Annotated in this window: 15 protein-coding genes; 9 read left to right on the top strand and 6 right to left on the bottom strand. The window is 59.2% G+C overall.

The features are described 5' to 3' along the window. Positions 1-27 precede the first annotated feature (27 nt). The 3 genes from ACN0TA_RS14735 to ACN0TA_RS14725 are packed head-to-tail and all read left to right on the top strand — an operon-like array spanning position 28 to position 2,497. Entirely contained in the window at positions 28-864 is an 837-nt protein-coding gene (locus tag ACN0TA_RS14735; protein WP_417584264.1) for an ABC transporter substrate-binding protein, read from the top strand. Continuing rightward, positions 861-1,754, top strand: coding sequence for an amino acid ABC transporter permease (locus ACN0TA_RS14730; protein WP_417584262.1), 894 nt, complete (start codon positions 861-863; stop codon positions 1,752-1,754). The genes ACN0TA_RS14735 and ACN0TA_RS14730 overlap by 4 nt, the downstream gene beginning before the upstream one ends. Then, positions 1,751-2,497, top strand: a complete 747-nt coding sequence (locus ACN0TA_RS14725) for an amino acid ABC transporter ATP-binding protein (protein WP_417584260.1) — start codon at positions 1,751-1,753, stop codon at positions 2,495-2,497. Before ACN0TA_RS14730 ends, ACN0TA_RS14725 begins: the two co-directional genes overlap by 4 nt. A 49-nt stretch (positions 2,498-2,546) precedes the next feature. Here the strand turns inward: ACN0TA_RS14725 and ACN0TA_RS14720 are convergent, their stop codons facing one another. Next, positions 2,547-3,551 carry an NAD(P)-dependent alcohol dehydrogenase gene (locus tag ACN0TA_RS14720; protein WP_417584258.1) on the bottom strand — a complete coding sequence of 335 codons (1,005 nt, stop codon included), beginning with the start codon at positions 3,549-3,551 and terminating at the stop codon, positions 2,547-2,549. Between the two features lie 109 nt (positions 3,552-3,660). Between ACN0TA_RS14720 and ACN0TA_RS14715 the strand changes: the two genes are divergently transcribed. Further along, positions 3,661-4,554, top strand: a complete 894-nt coding sequence (locus ACN0TA_RS14715) for a LysR family transcriptional regulator (protein ID WP_417584256.1) — start codon at positions 3,661-3,663, stop codon at positions 4,552-4,554. Between the two features lie 157 nt (positions 4,555-4,711). On the opposite strand, the gene ACN0TA_RS14710 is transcribed toward ACN0TA_RS14715, so the two are convergent. Both ACN0TA_RS14710 and ACN0TA_RS14705 read right to left on the bottom strand, forming a co-directional pair. Continuing rightward, a complete protein-coding gene (locus ACN0TA_RS14710; RefSeq protein WP_417584254.1) occupies positions 4,712-5,686 on the bottom strand; it encodes a L,D-transpeptidase in 975 nt (324 codons plus the stop codon). A gap of 102 nt (positions 5,687-5,788) precedes the next feature. Further along, the gene (locus ACN0TA_RS14705; RefSeq protein WP_417584252.1) at positions 5,789-6,970 is read right to left on the bottom strand and encodes an ROK family protein; all 1,182 of its coding nucleotides are present in this window, start codon (positions 6,968-6,970) and stop codon (positions 5,789-5,791) included. Between the two features lie 119 nt (positions 6,971-7,089). Here ACN0TA_RS14705 and ACN0TA_RS14700 point away from each other — a divergent pair, with 119 nt between their 5' ends. The 5 genes from ACN0TA_RS14700 (at position 7,090) to ACN0TA_RS14680 (ending at position 12,706) form a co-directional block, all read left to right on the top strand. Further along, positions 7,090-8,097: an extracellular solute-binding protein gene (locus ACN0TA_RS14700; protein ID WP_417584250.1), complete on the top strand. Its 1,008-nt coding sequence runs from the start codon at positions 7,090-7,092 to the stop codon at positions 8,095-8,097. Between the two features lie 62 nt (positions 8,098-8,159). Then, the gene (locus tag ACN0TA_RS14695) at positions 8,160-9,164 is read left to right on the top strand and encodes an ABC transporter ATP-binding protein (RefSeq protein WP_417584248.1); all 1,005 of its coding nucleotides are present in this window, start codon (positions 8,160-8,162) and stop codon (positions 9,162-9,164) included. Beyond that, positions 9,161-10,861 (top strand): ABC transporter permease, encoded by a 1,701-nt coding sequence (locus ACN0TA_RS14690; RefSeq protein ID WP_417584246.1) that lies wholly within the window; start codon positions 9,161-9,163, stop codon positions 10,859-10,861. The genes ACN0TA_RS14695 and ACN0TA_RS14690 overlap by 4 nt, the downstream gene beginning before the upstream one ends. Next, on the top strand, positions 10,858-11,706 hold the full coding sequence (locus ACN0TA_RS14685) for an inositol monophosphatase family protein (protein WP_417584244.1): 849 nt from the start codon (positions 10,858-10,860) through the stop codon (positions 11,704-11,706). Before ACN0TA_RS14690 ends, ACN0TA_RS14685 begins: the two co-directional genes overlap by 4 nt. A 25-nt stretch (positions 11,707-11,731) precedes the next feature. After that, positions 11,732-12,706, top strand: a complete 975-nt coding sequence (locus tag ACN0TA_RS14680; RefSeq protein WP_417584242.1) for a glycerophosphodiester phosphodiesterase family protein — start codon at positions 11,732-11,734, stop codon at positions 12,704-12,706. Positions 12,707-13,371: 665 nt separating this feature from the next. Here ACN0TA_RS14680 and ACN0TA_RS14675 read toward each other — a convergent pair. From ACN0TA_RS14675 to ACN0TA_RS14665, 3 genes are read right to left on the bottom strand one after another with little or no spacing between them, the layout of a single operon-like run. Then, positions 13,372-13,797 (bottom strand): c-type cytochrome, encoded by a 426-nt coding sequence (locus ACN0TA_RS14675; RefSeq protein ID WP_417584240.1) that lies wholly within the window; start codon positions 13,795-13,797, stop codon positions 13,372-13,374. 40 nt (positions 13,798-13,837) lie between these two features. Next, complete coding sequence (locus ACN0TA_RS14670) at positions 13,838-14,719, bottom strand: hypothetical protein (RefSeq protein ID WP_417584238.1); 882 nt, start codon at positions 14,717-14,719, stop codon at positions 13,838-13,840. A 57-nt stretch (positions 14,720-14,776) separates the two neighbouring features. Then, a complete protein-coding gene (locus ACN0TA_RS14665; protein ID WP_417584236.1) occupies positions 14,777-16,846 on the bottom strand; it encodes an FAD-dependent oxidoreductase in 2,070 nt (689 codons plus the stop codon). Positions 16,847-16,883: the final 37 nt, after the last annotated feature.

The following is a 16,883-nucleotide window of genomic DNA, read 5'->3' as shown; positions in this document are numbered from 1 at the left end:
TCCCTTGGACGCTGGAGGTCTTCGATCATGTCGGTAAATTTCTCTTTGTCACGCGGCACGATGGTGCTGGCGGCGCTGTGCGCGGCGCTTGGCATCGGCACCGCCCACGCGCAGGATCAAACCGTAGACGACGCACGGCTTTTCAATCCGGGTACGCTGACCGTTGCGACGTCCGACCCGGTCTTTCCGCCCTGGATGATGGACAACGATCCTTCCAACGGCGAAGGGTTTGAGAGCGCCTTCATTTATGCACTCGCCGATAGAATGGGTTTTGCGGCCGAAGATGTCGTCTGGGTCCGTGAAACCTTCGATCAGGCCATAGCGCCCGGCGCCAAAAACTACGATTTCGGCATCCAGCAGATTTCGGTCACCGAGGATCGCAGCGCGATCGCCACCTTTTCCGACGTGTATTACCAGCCTCAAAAGGCAGTTGTTGCCATGCCCGGCTCAGCGGTCGAAGATGCCACAAGCTTTGCCGATCTGCGCGAAGTGCGCTGGGGCGTGATGATCGGCACCACAGATCTCGATTATGTCGAAGATATCATCGGCGTCGACCAACCCGCAGTCTACAACGATCAGGTTGGCTTGTTCCAGGCACTGCAGGGCAACCAGATCGATGCAGTGGCCACCGAATTGCCAACAGCACTCTATCTCACGGCCGTTCAGGTGCCCGATGCAACGATCGCCGCAATCCTTACCCCTGACGAAAACGATTACGGTCACGGCCTGATCTTTGAACAGGGCAACGACCTCGTCGATTGGGTAAACCAGGCTATTGCCGAACTGAAATCGGAAGGCGTCATCGACGCACTTGTTGCCGAATATCTGATCGCCGACCCCGACCTCGTGGTCATTACCGAATGAGCTCTGGGCCATCGCCGCAAGGCAGCCTTCTCGACGCGGCACCGGAATCGGAGCCGCGTCGCCCGCGCCCACCCAGGAAAAAACAGCTCAGCGCCCGCGATCGATATCTGCCCGGCATGATTTCGATTGCCATGATTGCCGTTGTGTTCGGCGTCATCGCCTACACAGTCACCTCCGCCGAGCAATGGCCCCGCATAGCACGGCAGTTCTTCGATATCGGTGCGATGGCAACATCGTTCCCGCAGGTTCTTCGCGGCTTCTGGCTCAATATCCAGGTCTGGGCGATTTGCCTGTTCGCGATCATGGCCTGGGGTCTGGTGCTTGCCCTGTTCCGCTCGCTCACCGGCCCGTGGTTTGCACCGCTGCGTGTGTTCACTATCGTTTATATCGATCTGTTCCGGGGCCTGCCCGTGCTGTTGCTCGTATTGATCTTCGGTTTCGGCATTCCGGCGCTCAATCTGCCGGGCCTGCCCAATTCGGCTCTGTTTTGGGGCGCGACGGCCATGGTCATTTCCTATGCCGCCTATTCGGCCGAAATCTATCGCTCCGGCATTGAGGCCGTCCATGACGGCCAGCGCGCCGCAGCCACTGCCCTTGGCCTCTCCCAATGGCAGACAATGCGCTACGCCATCCTGCCCCAGGCTATCCGGAACGTCATGCCCGTACTGCTCAACCTCGCCGTCGCACTGCAAAAGGATGTCGCGCTGCTCTCGGTCATCGGTGTCCGCGATGCGGTGCGCGAAGCCCAGATCTATACGGCGCAGACTTTCAATTATTCATCGTTGATCGCAGCGGCCCTGCTGTTTCTGGTCGCCACTATCCCCATGGCCAGGCTCACCGACTACATCTCGAAAAAGGACCGCAGGCGCCGTCTTCAGGGGGCCATGTGACCGACCGCATTACAATATCGGGTCTCACCAAATATTATGGTGAGGCCCTTGTGCTCGACGATATCAATCTCGCCATCGCCCCCCACGAAGTCGTCTGCCTGATCGGCGCTTCAGGGTCGGGGAAATCGACCCTTCTGCGCTGCATCAACAGGCTCACCGAATTCGACTACGGCACCATCGCTCTGGATGGGGTATCCTTGGAAGACCCCTCCTGGGGACGCAATGGGGTCTATCGAAAGATCGGTATCGTCTTTCAGTCCTACAATCTGTTCCCCCATATGAGCGTGATGGAAAACATCACCCTTGCCCCGCTCAAGGTCCACGGCACTCCAAAGCCAAAGGCTCTGGCCACAGCGCGCGAATTGCTCGACGCCTTTGGCATGGCCGAGTTCGAAAACGCCTATCCCGAGCAATTGTCCGGCGGTCAGCAGCAGCGCGTCGCGATAGTGCGCGCCCTTGCCACCCAGCCCGAGGTCATGCTGTTCGACGAAGTCACCGCCGCACTCGACCCCGAACTCGTCGGCGAGGTCCTTGCCATCATCCGCAAGCTAAAGGCCGATGGCATGACGATGGTGATCGTGACCCATGAAATGGGCTTCGCCCGCGACGTCGCGGATCGTGTATGCTTTCTCGATGGCGGGCGCATCCTTGAGCAGGGCGACCCGCGATCCTTGTTCTCGCATCCCCAGAACCCGCGCACCCGCAAATTCCTGCAACGCATTATCGAAGCGGGTCGCCTCTGATCATTTACCGCCCCGGCCCTGGGTCGGGGCGGCGCATATCTTTGCAATCCTATTGGGCGGCAAGCATTGCGACATCCTCGTGAGCGACCTCGAGCACCACATTGCCACGCTTGTGGCCGGTCTCTACATAGCGGTGAGCCTGGGCAATCTCGTCAAGCCCATACCGCCGATCGATAATTGTCTTGAGCGCTCCGTCCTCCACAAGCAACTTGACCTCAGCCAGCCGCTTGCGCAACTCGCCATGGGCCAGCAATCCTGTCGCTGAGAACTTTGCTGTCTTCCGCCCGAATTTTCCGGTCCAGAACGCCTGGAACAACAGGCCGAGCCCCAGCACCGGGCTGAGGTAGACACCATCTTGTTTCAACGCTCGCTTGGCTTTGCCGAACTTCACCTTGCCCACAGTGTCAAAGATTATGTCATAGCGGCCAACCTGCTTTGTGAAATCCTCGCGCTCATAGTCGATTACGTGGTCGGCTCCCAGCTGGCGCAGGAAATCGCCATTTCGGTTGCTGGCAACCGCAGTGACCTCCGCGCCCAGATGTTTGGCCAGTTGCACTGCAGATGTGCCCAACCCGCCGGCAGCTCCGTTGACCAGCACCCGCTGACCGGGCTTGATCGTTACCAGCCGGGTCAGAAAGTTATGCACCGTCAGCGCGCCATCGGTCACCGGAGCTGCTTGGTCATAGCTCATCGTCAGGGGGATGGTCTCCACAACCCCGTCCTCGGGCACAGCGACATACTGGGCATGGGCGTGAAAGCCGACGCTGGTTTCTCCAAACACATCGTCACCAATGGCAAAGCGCCTGACGCCCACCCCAACGGCCTCGACTTTTCCCGCGAAGGCCGTGCCCGGCACCACGGCCTTGGGCTTGCCAAGCCCCAGAATAAGCCGACCGAACCAGGGCGTTCCCGCCCGCATCATCACATCGGCCTGCGTCACGGCGCTGGCATAAATCTTGATCAGAACTTCGTTGGCCCTGGGTTCGGGCCGGGCCATCTCGCCGACACTCAAGACCTCGGGACCGCCATAGGCGTTTGCGATAACGGCTTTCATTTTCAAATCTCCTCTCGGGTGCACCACACCGGTGCCGATGGACAAGAGATACGGCAGGCAAATCCTCTACAGAATTGACTAAATACTGTATTGAGATATGCATATTTGCATGGACTGGCGCGCAATCAAATTCGACTGGAACCGTGCCCGTGCCTTTCTGGTCACGGCCGAAGAAGGCTCTTTGTCAGCTGCGGCGCGCGCGCTGGGGATGGCCCAACCCACCCTTGGCCGTCAGGTCGAGGCGCTACAGGAAGAATTGGGCGTCGTCCTTTTCGAACGCACGGGGCGCGGTCTGGAACTGACCCCAAGCGGGCTCGATCTTCTCGATCATGTCCGCTCGATGGGAGAAGCTGCCGGCAGACTGTCGTTGGGCGCTTCGGGACGCGCCCTGGCGCTGGAGGGGACAATTGCGATTACGGCGAGTGAGATCGACGCCGCATACCTCTTGCCGCCAATCGTCGAAAAACTCCGCAGCACGGCTTCGGGGCTGACAATCGATCTCATCGCCAAGAACACTGCATCCGATTTGCGTCGCCGCGAGGCTGACATTGCCATCCGCAATTTCCGCCCCGACCAGCCTGAACTGATCGCCCGCAAGATCAACGACGTGACCGCCCGGCTTTATGTCTCAGACCGCTATCTTGAGCGCTTTGGCAAACCCTTGACCGTCCACAATGTCGCCGAGGCCGATTTCATCAGCCTGTGGGAACCTGACACCTACCTTGCCGGATTGGTTCAAGCCGGCCTCGAGATCGACAGAACCAACTTTACAGTCCTCACGGACAGTCATCTCGTCCATTGGGAAATGCTCAAAGCGGGCGCTGGTATCGGCATCGTCCCCGAGTTTCTCGGCGAAACCACCTCCGGCATCACGCGCGCGCTCGATGGCGCCTACCAGGCCTTCACTTTCCCGCTCTGGCTCACCACACATCGCGAACTCAACACCTCCCGACGCGTGCGTATGGTGTTCGATTTTCTAGCCGACGAGCTGGGCCGGACCTGACCAATCGTGAACGCCCTCCTGGCAGCGTTCCTACGCCAGGCGCACAACGGTTCCGCCCGATCTCATTGACCTGTCCAACGACCGGCTGGAAACCGCAACGCTTTGGTGCTTGCTGTAATTTTCCAATGCAATGCCTCTGGCAAACACCAACCATGCCTCATGCCATGATGACGAAATCTGCACCCGTGCGCGTGTCGGGATGAAGCGGCAGGTCAGTCGTCACGAACGTCATCCCCGGATGCATCGCGCGCACCATGGCTTCGCGGAAATCATCTTGGGTAACCAGACGCGCGAGCACCTGATCGTCACGCTGCTGGGAATCCCATTCCCCCTGATCGTGAGCTACGGCCACCCATTTCATGGCACCCTGGCTCGTGCCCTGCAGCATCAGGACGTTGGAGCCAAGCCGGTGGTCGCCTGACACTTCAAGCGTGCTCTGCATTCTGACAATTCCATCTTCGATCAACATGATCGTGCGGTCGGCGGACGACGCAATGATCGACAACACAGGATGCGGTGCGGTCTCGATCCAGTCTTCAGCCCGGCTCTTGGCATCCAGCGCGTTCTCGGCCGCCTCAAGGTTTGCTTCGGCGTTTGGGGCAAGGATCAGTCCTGGATGGGTCAATTCCCATGGGTCGCCATGGTCGTCGGCGATGATGACGGGCGTTCCAAGGTGCGTAACGGTAAAAAGCCGCTCAGAAAATTCGAGCGGCAGCCTCACGCAGCCATGCGAAGCTGGATAGCCTGGCAAGTCACCGGCATGCAGCGCGATGCCGGACCATGTCAACCGGTTCATGTTGGGCATCGGCGCGTTGTTGTACGTGCTCGAATGATGGTCCTTGTCTTTTTGTAGCACGACAAAGACGCCGCGCGGCGTTCTATGGCCTTCCCGCCCTGTCGAACACGTCGATACGCCAATCCTCACCCCGTTGCGGTAAACGTGGACGAGTTGCTGGGGAATGGAAACGATGACGGAAACCGGACCGGACGGCTGGCGTTCGGGATGCCAGGTGAAATCACCGGGCGCCAGACCGGCAATGTCGAACAAATTGTCCTGAGCCATTGGACCCAACACAGGGGTGACAGCGATCGTCCCAAGCCCGGTGAGTACAAACCGACGTGTTATATTCATGCCTTTCCCTCCATCAGCCAATGGCTTCGATTTTGTGTCAGGCCGATCGAACGGTCCAGCAAAAACGGGCCACCACCTAAAAACGCCGATCAGGACACGACGCTAGAGAGCATCCTCGACGAGTTGCGCCTCTTTTGCAGCACGCCGTCCATTGCGATAATTGCTGAACGCATCGTTGGTCGCCCCGGAAAAATACTTAGCAAAAAGGGGCAGGCTCGCAGCCCCCACGGCACCCGCCGATGGCCCCAGTTTCGCTGCCGTCAAATCGACGGTCCGAAGCCCGCGCGAGGGGCCGGGCGCTGCCTGAGCAAACTGGCTTGCCCTGGCCGCAAGGTCTTCATTTACCCAGCCCGGCAGCCTGCCCCCCACCAAGATCCTGGCAGGATCGAAAAGGCCGCTGATCACCAGCGCGGCGCGTCCAAGCTGCTCGCCGGCCCGCTCTATCCACTTCAGGAGATAGGGCCGGACGGCATCGCCCTCAAGTTCGGCATCGGTCAACTCAAGTCCGGGAAAGCCATTATCGGCCAGCGTATCCAGCAGATCCTGCCCGGATGGCCTGGGCCCGCCGATGGGGAAAATGGGGCCGGGCAGACAGGCGTTGCCATTGGCACCACGAAACAATCGACCATCGAGGATGCCGCCACCGCCAAATCCATGGCCGACATGGATCAAAAAGAGGTGGCTAACACCGCGTCCTGCGCCGAACATGTGCTCGCCCAAAGCTGCACAGGCGCCGTCATTTTCGAAGAACACCGGCGCCTCGAACATTGCCGTCAGATCGTCGGCAAAACTGGGATTATCGATCTGCGGAAAGAGTTCGTGCGCGCGAAAATCATTGGTATCGCGGCCGAAATTGCCTGGCACCGAAACGCCAAATCCGACAAGATCGCTGCGTTCAAGTTTCTTGTGCTTCAACAGCGCGCCGAGGCCGGACTGGGTCGCCGCCACGATGTGCTGGGGCGCAGCATCGCTGATGGGCACAGAGCGCGTGCCAGCGATATCACCGGCAAGATCGAGCAGGGCAACCTGGACCTGGCGACGCGAAAATGTAACGCCGGCACTGAAATGCTGCCCGCGAACAATTGAAATCACCCGGCGTGGCTGACCTTGTTGACCGGTGCGTTCGGCCTTGTCCTCGATCAGCCCTTCAGCGAGAAGACGCGAGACGATCCGCGTCAGCGATGCGCCTGTCAATCCGATGGTTTGCGCCATCTCGATACGAGAGGGAGATTGTCCAAGAAAGATAAGTTCGAGCACCTGGCGCTCGTTGAACGAAAGGGTCATGAGTCGCTCCATTGACGACGACCATTGCCCTCTCAATTAAATTACGCAATGTAATAAACCTGTCACAGGAGATGACTAAGCGAGGGGCAGCGACAATCGCTGCAGAGGAGATGTCAATAATGTCTAACAAGGTAGTTTCGCTCGCCGCACTGATCTTGGCGACCACCGGTCTTGGCGCTCAGGCCCAGACACTCACCGTTTATTCGCCACAGGCTGGCGATGACCGCGGAGCCTTCATCACCGAAAAAGCTCTGGAAGCCGGCATCGACATCCAGTTTCTTGGTGGCGGTGGCGGAGAACTGTTCGACAGGCTGATCGCCGAAAAAAGCAATCCCCAGGCAGATGTCGTGCTCGGCCTGGTGCAACCGTCAATGTACCAGCTCAAAGCCGAAGACATGTTCGAGCCCTACGTGCCGAGCTGGGCCGCAGAACTGGGCCCCGACTTCAAGGACGCTGACGGCAATTTCCATATGTTCTGGCAAACTCCGATCGTCATGGCCTACACCGACGAGGTCAGCGGCGATGCGATCCCCTCGTCCTGGCTCGACCTCGACGATCCCCAATATCAGGACAAGTTCACTGTTGGCGCGATCACCAGCCAGACCACGCGCATGATCCTGACGGGCATCCTGTGGCGCTTTGCCGATCCCGAAACCGGCGAAATCGCGCCCGAGGGCTGGGACTATCTTCGCGCCGTCTACGCCAACGCCCGTGTTCTGCCCGAGGGCGCAGACTACTGGCAGACAGTGGCAAGCGGCGACATGCCCATCGTGCTGTCCTGGCTCGGCGGCGTGGTCAACAACGCCGCCAGCAACAACATCGGCGTCACCTATGTCGCCACCGAAGGCGGCACCCCCATGGTGGCGGAATCGATTGGCATCATCAACGGCACAGACGACCTTGAAGCCGCCAAGGCGTTCGTTGAATGGTTCGGCTCACCCGAGTTCATGGCCGCCTACGCCGCCGAGTTCAATCAGGCCCCGGCCCACCCCGAAGCTCTTGCGAATTCACCTGAGGACGTTCGCGACATCGTTGGACAGTTCAGCCCGCAGTCAATCGATTGGGATGTTGCGTCGGGCAAGCTCAATGACTGGCTGGAAACCGTCCAGCTCGACATCATGCCCTGAGTTCATTCCGGCAGCGGGGCGTACCCGTCCCGCTGCCGTCCTTGCGCCGAAAGGACAGCCACGTGATCCACTTCGAAGACGTCGATATCGCCTATCAGGACATCCTCGCAGTCCCCGGCCTCAGTTTAACGATCCAGGAGGGCGAATTTTTCACTCTGGTGGGCCCGTCCGGATGTGGCAAAAGCACGATATTGCGCTGCCTTGCCGGCTTTGTGCCCAATGCGCGGGGGCGGATTTTGGTCAAGGACCAAGATATCTCCCGGCTTGAAGCTGAAAGGCGTGGGGTTGGCATTGTCTTTCAGAACTACGCGTTGTTTCCACACCTGAGCGTGGCCGATAACGTCTCCTTCGGCCTGCGCGCCAAGGGTATCAAAAAGAGCGAGGCGGAGCCTCGCGTCGCCGACATTCTCGATCGCACCGGCATATCCGAGCATGCAAAAAAGCGCCCGTCAGAACTTTCGGGCGGCCAGCAGCAACGTGTTGCCATTGCGCGCTCGCTCGTCATGGGCCCAAGCATCCTGCTGATGGACGAGCCATTGTCCAATCTCGACGTAAAGCTCAGGGTGGCGATGCGCGATGAGATCAAGCGCCTGCAGCAGCAATTGGGTTTCACCACAATCTACGTTACGCACGATCAGGAAGAAGCCCTGTCGTTGTCCGATCGCATAGCGGTCCTCAACCACGGCCGCATTGAGCAGATCGGCACCCCTCAGGACATTTACGATGCGCCGGAAACAGAATTTGTCTGCCAGTTCATAGGCGAGGCCAACCGGCTCACCCCGTCCATGCTTGCCGAGTTGGGCCAGCAAACCACGGCCCATGATCCGGTGTTTGTGCGCCCCGAACATATCGGCATAGGGGTTGCGCCGCCCAACCATTTCAGCCTTTCGGCGCACATAAAAGACATAGTCTTTCTTGGCGCTCTGGTGCGCTACACCATGAAGGTGGCAGACGGCAGCATCGACGTTATCGTTTCGGGCTCAAGATCAAGGTTGGCGCTTGGCTCCAGGCACACAATCCATTTCTCCAAGAATGATTTGCTCCGTCCGGCGGGGACAGCGCCGTGACCCGTCCAAACATATCGGCAAACAAGATCTTCTCGGGACTTGGACTGCTTGTCATCGCCTGGCTGGTGGTCGCCTTTCTGTATTATCCGATCACCTACGTCCTGATCGAAGCGTTTTTCACCGACGGGCAATTGTCGTCCAGCGCCGCAGAACGACTGGCCGGCTCCTCCCGCGTGACGCGCAGCTTGTGGAACACGGCAATCGTCGCGATTGTCACTGTGATCACGGTCAACATCGTGGGCATCTTTCAGGTTGCCGTGCTTGAGTTTTTCAAGGTGCGGTTCGCGCCACTCCTGCTCGTCGCCTTTTCGACACCGCTCGTGTTCTCGAGCGTAGCAGCCGTTTCAGGCTATAACTTCGTCTATTCTGCCCATGGCTTTGTCACCAAACTGCTGCTGGGCGTATTCCCCGACATGAACCCTTACTGGTTCACCGGGGGCATGGCGGTGGTGTTTGTGCACACATTCACGATGACCGGCTATCATATCCTTTTTGTGCGAGCAGCCCTGCGCAAGATCGACTTTTCGACAGTGGAAGCCGCGCAGAGCCTTGGCGTTTCACCGGCCCGCGCCTTTATCAAGATCGTTCTTCCCATGCTCGCGCCAGTCCTGCTGGCCACCAGTCTTCTTGTTTTGCTGGGCGCTCTCAACTCGTTTGCAGCACCGAGCATGCTCGGCGGCCGGGACTTTTACATGATCAGCTCAATGATCCAGGCACTCGTCGCGCTCGGCCGCACGGATATGGCTGCCCTGCTTGCCCTGTTGCTCGCCGCAATTTCGCTAACGATCTTTCTATGGATGAAACGGGTGGAAAGTCGCGGCGGCACGGTTTCGATCGCCAAGACCCAGTCGCCACTGCGCAAGACGGCAATCGCCAATCCGTTGATCAATTTCCTTGTGCATGCGTTCGCCTATGCCCTGCTCGTCATCTACCTCGCGCCGATCCTGATCACCATCGCATTTTCCTTCGCACCGAGTGAGAGCATTGTCCGCGATGCACTCCCATCCGGCTTTACGCTCGATCATTATATTGCGGTGTTTTCCAACGCACAGGCCTTTGGTCCGCTCGGCAACAGTCTGGTGCTCGCCACCCTTGCCGTTGCTGTTGCCCTGGCGGTCAGTCTTTTCGCTGCCATGCGCATCCGTTCCTCGAAAGGTCTGGTCAGCGACGGGCTCGAGTTCTCGCTGTTCATACCCTGGGTCCTGCCCGGCATGCTGCTCGCCGTCGGCCTGATCTCGGCTTACAATGCGCCCTCCCCGTTCGCCTTCGGCCAGACGCTCGTGGGCAGTTACTGGCTGTTGCCCATTGCCTACATCTTCGTCGTCATCCCGTTGATGGTCCGCATGCTGGGCGCCGCGCTGGCGGGTATCGATCCCAACATCAACGATGCCGGGCGGTCTTTGGGCGCATCGCCATTCTATCGGTTCCGCAGGCTGACGGCGCCTTTGCTGGCGCCCGTCATCGCTCTCGTGGCCGCAATGTCGTTCAATGATCTTCTGTCCGAATACACGCTCTCGGTCTTTCTCTACAACATCAACAACATTCCCCTTGGCGTCGCCCTGCAAAACGCCGCCCGTGCCGATGGGGCCGACCAGATCGCCATATCTATGGTCTATGTTGTCCTGCTGCTGACCTTCTCCCTCATCGTGATCCTGGCGGCCGACCGCCTCAGTGCCGATCGGCCCGGCACACGATGACCACCCGCGCCATCAATCTCGAAGCCAGCGCTCCTGAAACAAAAGAGGGATATGTGAAAACTCAGTTTGAGGACCGGCTGCTTGCCGCCGAAGACATCGCCGAACAGGTGGGTCGCTTTGCTACCGGGCAGGCCAAGCGCCGTACAAGCCTGACTGTGTCTGCAAAAGGGCCCCAGGACTTCGTCTCAACTGCCGATATCGACGCCGAACGTATGGCACGCCAACTCATCGCAGAGCGGTTTCCCAACGATGCGATCCTTGGCGAGGAGGCCGGAGGAGAACTGGCCGATAGCTGCTGGATCATTGATCCGATCGACGGCACGACAAACTTTCTGAGCGGCTTGCCGCTCTGGTCGGTGTCGATCGCTTATGTGCAAGACGGCGTGCCGGTGGTTGGAGCATTGGCCCTGCCTATGATGGGCGATCTTGTAGCGGCAGCGTCAGGCTCGGGTGTGCGGCGCAATCGTCGGCCGCTAGCGCCTGTCCAACGCAGCGGGCCGAAACTTGCCGGCATCGGACGTAACCTTCCCTGGCTCGCTGAAGGCTATCGCGACACTGAACGCCTGTTGGAAGCTGCTGGCTACAGCCTGGTTTCATTGGGCTCCTGCGCTACCGAACTAGCGTTCGTCGCGCTGGGAAGCCTTGAAGGATACGTGCAGCACCAGGTCAGCATCTGGGACATCGCAGCCGGCGTCATTGTCTGTCGCGAGGCTGGCCTGTTGGTCGATGTGACACCGGGCCCAACCGCCAAGGTCAATGTCATAGCGGGTAGCGCCGATTTCGGCAGGACCCTTGGCCTGCTTCCCGACTGCCAAACCAACATTGCCCGAAAAATCCCAGTTTAATCCTATGTCTCAGGAGACCATTACCATGTCCAGCAACCAAGTCCTGCCGCCCCCTGCCTATGCAATGGACGTCATAGCCAACGCGGGATCGGAAGGCATCTTGATTGCCGCCCATCGCGGGGCCTGGCTGATCGAACCTGAAAATTCGGTACCCGCCCTTGAGGCCTGCGTTGAAATGGGCGTTGCCGTCATGGAAATCGACGTACAGCTGACAGCCGATCGCCAGCTCATCGTCAATCACGACGCCACGATCGACAGAATGAGCAACGGCACCGGCCTGGTGGCCGATCATACACTGGCCCAGCTCAAGTCTTTTCGGCTCTATGAGCGCGATGGCGCGCCATGTGACATCTGGAAACGCAGGCTCCTGACCGATATCCAGTTTGCGACCCTCGCGGAAATCTTTGAGGCAGCGCGCGGAAAAATTCTCATCAACCTCGAGATCAAATCCGGTGAAAAGTTCGGGTTCGTCGAAACATTCGCCGCTGCCCGTCAACTGGCGCTGGACATGAACATCGAGCAACACGTGCTCTGGAAAATCCCCGCCGCCACACGCACCTATGAACTCGACCTGCTGCCCGGCTTCAGAGGTGACGTAAGTGCTGAACGCTCCGCATCAACAATCGTTGACGGCATCGACACGACAGGGCTGTCCAGCCTCGCGCCCATCGTCTGGCAGTCTCAGCGCGGCTTTGAAGCCCAGATCGGGGATTTCGCCAATCACACCAATACCCCTGTCTTCGAAGTCGTCGCGCAAGACCGCGATTACTGGCCGCTGGACGCGAACGGTAAGCTGGCAGGCGCCGACGATCACTGCTATATGGGTATCGCAGTGCTCCCCCGATGGTGCGCGGGCCTGTCCGATGAAATCGCCCTGCGCGACCCGGACGCCGCCTGGGGCAAGCTTGCCGACATGGGCTGCCGCATCATCATGACCGACCGCCCCGAACAAATGGTCAAATATCTCAAAAAACGCGGCAAGCTGGCCATGCCGGCCTAGCGTGCGCTCAACCGTAATACTCGATAGATCGGAGGCGCCCGAGAGCTCGGGACGTCGTGGGAGGGCCTGAGCGCCCTCCTCTCCGCGATCATGCCATATCCCTGTATTTCCGGAGTCGACTAATAATGCATGACAAGGCTGCAATGGCCCGACTTCGACGTTGGGTTAGAAGCCATAAAGGCTCAAGATAGCCAGGAACGCCGCCAACGATATCCGAGCGCCATAGCGCGACCTCCTGCTGCTCCCCTTCAACGACAGTGTCGCAACCGGGCCCACCATCGGCGGCCCTTGGCCGTTCTCGCACTGCGCACATGCCATCCGATGTGGTGACGATACCAGGCGGCAGGGGCTTGATCGGCACATCGGACCAAATGATCCCCAACGATGGAGAAGGGCCGCCGCGCTCCTCACGCCTGTGCTACAAAAGCTATTGCTACCGCTCCCGTATCGCTGCGAGGTCAGGCACAAGCCCGGATAGCGCAACGACACTCCATGGTTTCAGGGTTGTCCGGCCCACCTGATGACCTATCGGCCAGTCCTTGCGTGATCCTACGCCTAAGAGTTCAAAGTGACTTGAAGTCGAGCCATGGAATTCCTCGATATCGGCGAAGGATTTCTCTAAGCTCCATGTATGTCGGACTTGCGCCCCACCAAGCGTCCATACCCTAATCCTGAACAAAGGTTGTAAAGATGTAGGCGACAAGTGCATCGATCTGGTCAGCATCAAATGCTTCGATCAACAGGACATCCTCTGGCACCTGCCCTGGCGTCTCACCATAGCAAGCCATTTCAAAATAGGCGCCTCTCGCCCAGCCCGGCATGCCCGATACACCGCGCCGACCGCAAGCGATCACTTCGAACATCTCGTCTTCGGACAATTGAGTTGTACGCAGACTTGGCCCAGCCGGGCTGTCGGGATCGGTTCCTCCCTGTCCTCGACTGCCGTGACAGGAAGCGCAACCAGCCTCAATCCAGACATCCTGCCCGATTTCAATGGTGTCGTCAGCATCCGCCACCATTGCCCAGGACAGCATGGTCACCCCAGCCATGAACGCAGGCGCAAACCTGCTCAATTTTCTCGTATTGTTCATAGAACACCTTCGATCTCATATGCTTATGTTTTGGCAGTCGCTAACTGACCTCGTAGTCATCCAGCTCGGGTTCAGCGAATACGGTCCGCCGAAGCACCATGTCGCCATCCACCGCAATTTCTTCCCTGTAAGGAAGGTAGTTCGCGCCGGAAATATGGAGCCAATAGTTCCCGGCGATGACGCGTAGTTGCGCTGTTCCCAACGCGTCGGTGCGGGCACGATAGGGGTGCATGAGCACACTCATCCCATCGACCGGACGATCCTGATCATCGCGCACTTCGATTATTGCAGAGCTGTCCGGGGACGGCGCGACTTTTACCGACATTCGCGCTTCACCAGCCGCCAGGGGCATGTCCATGTCCTGAGCTGGAAGTTCGATGCGGCATGCGAAACTGACGGCTCTTTCGGGTACCGCAACGGTGATACGGGCAAAATAGAGCGCATCGGATCTCGGCCAGATGCTCTGCTCGAGAACACCATCGGCCAGCCTTGCCCCATCATCGGAAACGACCCAATACGGTCGACCGGCCAGCGAACAGGCGCCGGAACTCTTGGCGCCGACAAAGAACGTCAGCCGCTGCCCGGCAGCAGCCACATCGGGCACACTCCAAAAGCAGACCCGAGTCGCTTGTGGACTGACGTGCAGCACGGCCGTTTCCGTCGCAACCGCGTCGTCTCCCTCAAGAGCCGCTGTAAACCGATACTCTCCCACTGCCGACGGGGCCGTAATCTCAATCTCACCACGCAGCTCGCCGCTATCCAGGTCGGAAGACAGGGCGACTTCCCCCACCACGGCTCCGTCCCCCCCATGGATGACCGCTACCGCGCCATGTTTGAAGTCGAAAGCTGAAGTGGGCATGCTAAGCCGAAGCATGCATCTCCCGCCAGCTTCGACATCGGCAGGAACAGTCTCTAGCCGCATGATAGATCCCTTCTCCATGGGCTATTGTTGGGTAAATGTGAAAGGATCGCGCACGGTCTATTCGACCTGTTTGACCGCAGCATGCGACGCGGCGATGTAACCATGAACAGCAGCACGCCCGATGCCATGCATTCGTCCCCCGCCGCTGGCTTCACCCCCGGCATACAATCCCGGGATCACCTCCCCCTGAAGGTCGGTCACCTCACAATTGCCGTTGATCCGAAGCCCGCCATAGGAATCGTTGACACACACCGGAACAATCGCCGCATAAAAGGGCGGGGTCTGCAGCTTGTGCATGACCGGCTTTTCGAAATCCTCATCGACTCCTGTCTCGGCAAAGGAGTTGTAGCGAGCGACCGTTTCTTCGAGATATTTCAACGGCATGGTCTGGTGGGGGTTATCCATGACTTTCTGCGCCAGCTCAGCCAATGTGTCTGCCTGAATGAAATATCCATTCGACGGCTCCGCGATGTAAGGGTAGCGCAGTGGCCAGCCACCGCGTTCGGCAGCATCAGCGTCGAAAATCGCCCACACCGGACCAGAGGAATAATGGGGTGGTTTTGACCCCTCATTCATCGCCAGTGCGGCGTCGACGGCCGCCGTTCGCGTCATCGTCGTATTGATGTGCTCCACACTGGTGTTGCGCCAGTCGGTCGGCGTGAACGGTGTTCGGGTCCCGGAAGAACCGGGAGGATAGGCTGCCCCTGCGGGAATGCTGTCGGCAATGGCCGTCTCGTTGAAAAAACGCTGCCCGACCTGATTGACGGTAATCACATGCTCCCAGCCGGAGCTGCCGATTTCTACTCCCTTGGACTTGATGAACAGGAACGCAGGATGGCCCGGATAGACCGCCTCCCACGCAGCGCTCGTGCCCAATAGGCTCTTCAGACCTGGCGAACCGAGCCGACTATGATAGCCCTGCATCATGCCGGCCAGTCCGGCCCCGACCCGAAGGCCGGCCACAATGCCGCTGCCGTCCTCGTGCAGCGGCCCCATCAGGCCGTCGCCATATTGAAAGGAATCATCGCTCAAGCGCGGATCGACCATCATGCGCAGCACTTTGTTCCCGTAAAAGCCGCCACTGCCGATAATGACCCCCTTCCTAGCGCGGATCCGGATGACCGGTGCGGTTTCATCGACATTGCCATTCTGCCAATAGCTTCCCAGTGGCTCGTTGGTGTCGGGATGCAGCCGCGGCGTATAGCTCGCCTCAACACCGAGAATGGGTCCCGAGAACTGCTCCCCACGCACAACAGAATCCAGATGGCGGTTGAAGAAAAATTGCACACCTTTCTCGCGAGCGGCGAACTCAAGGCCACGCGCCATGGCAAATCCACCATGGATCCAGCCCGGGGCGCCGACGCTGGTTGCCATGGGTGCAGGATTGCCGGTGCGGGGATTGAAAAAGCCCGTGCGTTCTTCTTCTCCGCTTCCCGCATCTTCGCGCGAAACGGTGCCGGCTTTGATGTCGGTGGTCTCGGCAAGCTTGAGCATGCTGCGCGGAGCCCGCGCCCGGGACATCCCGCCACCCTCATGGGTATCGGGAATGCGGGCGAACCTGACATAATTGTCCATTAGAAATTGCCGCGTCGCGACGGTATTGTCTGCCCAGGCACGGTGCTGCTCGCGGTCATTAAGACGATAGGGCGCAACGCCGGAGTTCTCGACAACGGACCAGTCCGTCACATCCTTGAACAAGAGGTCCGGATTGTCGTCGAGGTCTTCAGGACTGACCAATGGTGCCGTCAAACCGAATCCGTCGGGATCGGCCCCGGCCCTGTCGCGTTCTTGGATGGCATCACCGCCGCCCAGCGACACACGCCCCCCACTATGGGCCAGTTTGCCTCCGGCATCATGGTTTTGTTCGATCACAATGACCGAGGCACCCAGGTCTCGTGCTCTGACCGCAGCGACCAGACCGACGCTTCCCGAGCCCACAACGACCACATCGGCCTCATAGTCCCAGTCCAGTTCGCCTGTACTGTCGATGTCCTGTGCCTGGCTGGTCTGGGTTGCGCCCAAAGATGTGGCGCCAACCCCCGCGACCAGCCCCGCCTTGAGAAGGTCACGCCTGCTCAGGCCACTTGGCCCTGATGCGACATGCGCTGACTTGCGTTCTTTCGACATGAAATATCCTCCCTATAATAGCGTATGGAACCACGGC

It is taken from the genome of Pelagibacterium sp. (genome assembly GCF_048264985.1).
GTDB lineage: Bacteria > Pseudomonadota > Alphaproteobacteria > Rhizobiales > Devosiaceae > Pelagibacterium.
This window is presented reverse-complemented; position numbering and strand designations above follow the sequence as displayed.